We start from the raw sequence: 1,325 nt of genomic DNA, 5'->3' as shown, positions 1-1,325 counted from the left end.
CAACGCCCGCGACGCCGCCCACGCCTGGAACCTCGACCGCAGCGCGAAGGACACCGAATTGCGCCGCCTTGATGCCCTGGCTGCCGGCTTGCGCGCTGAACTGCGCGAGCAGCAGGACAGCCATCAACAGCGCCTCACTGACCTGCAAGGCTCGCGGGATGAGCTGCGTGCACAGTTCGCCGAGTTGGCCGGCAAGATCTTCGACGAACGTGAACAGCGCTTTGCCGAAACCAGCCAGGAGCGCCTGGGTCAGTTGCTCGACCCGTTGAAGGAACGCATCCAGTCCTTTGAAAAGCGCGTGGAAGAGAGCTATCAGAACGAGGCCCGCGAGCGTTTTTCCTTGGCGAAGGAGCTTGAGCGCCTACAGCAACTGAACCTGCGCCTGTCAGACGAAGCCACCAACCTCACCCGCGCCCTCAAGGGCCAGAAAACCCAGGGCAACTGGGGCGAACTGATCCTCGAGCGGGTGTTGGAACATGCAGGTCTGGAAAAGGGCCGCGAATACCAGACCCAGGTCAGCCTCAAAGGGCCGGACGGCGAGCGCTTCCAGCCGGATGTGCTGATCATGTTGCCCGGCGACAAGCAGGTGGTGGTGGATTCCAAGGTCAGCCTGACGGCGTATCAGCAGTACGTCGCGGCCGATGATGAAGTGATCGGCCAGGCGGCACTGAAGCAGCACGTGCTGTCGCTGCGCAATCACGTCAAAGGCTTGGCCGGCAAGGATTACAAACGTCTGGAAGGTCTGCACAGCCTGGATTTCGTGTTGCTGTTCGTGCCAATCGAAGCGGCGTTTTCCGCCGCGTTGCAGGCCGAGCCGAATCTGTTTCAGGAGGCCTTCGACCGCCATATCGTGATCGTCAGCCCCACCACATTGCTCGCTACGCTGCGGGTGATCGACAGCCTGTGGAAACAGGAACGCCAAAGCCAGAACGCCCGTGAAATCGCCGAGCGTGCGGGTTGGCTGTATGACAAGTTCGTGCTGTTTATCCAGGACCTGGACGAAGTGGGCAACCGTCTGCAGCAGTTGGATAAGGCTTACAGCGCGGCGCGAAACAAGCTGACAGATGGACGCGGAAATCTGGTCAGTCGTACTGAGCAATTGAGGTTGCTGGGCGCTCGTGCGAGTAAAAGCTTGCCAGCAGATCTGTTGGAAAGGGCAATGACGGATTCAGATGGCGTCGCGCATCTCCCTGAATAAACTCAGATCAAAGTGTGGGTGGGGGGCGGTGCGACGATTCGACTTGCCCCCGATGGTCATAGGTATCTACACATCTTTGGTGAAAACATAACCTTAGCGAACGAGGCTCTTGTGGTGAGCGGGCTTG

1 protein-coding gene is annotated in these 1,325 nt (G+C 59.5%); it reads left to right on the top strand.

Annotation, left to right across the window (positions count from 1 at the left end; all coding sequences use genetic code 11):
* Positions 1–1,198 (top strand): DNA recombination protein RmuC (locus tag IQK56_RS30370; RefSeq protein ID WP_193901965.1); only part of this gene is annotated, 1,198 nt, incomplete at its 5' end.
* Between the last annotated feature and the right edge of the window lie 127 nt (positions 1,199–1,325).

Origin of the sequence: Pseudomonas cyclaminis, from assembly GCF_015163715.1 — a bacterium.
GTDB classification, from domain to species: Bacteria; Pseudomonadota; Gammaproteobacteria; order Pseudomonadales; family Pseudomonadaceae; genus Aquipseudomonas; species Aquipseudomonas cyclaminis.
The sequence above is the reverse complement of the archived record's forward strand: the minus strand, read 5'-3'. Positions and strand labels throughout refer to the sequence as shown.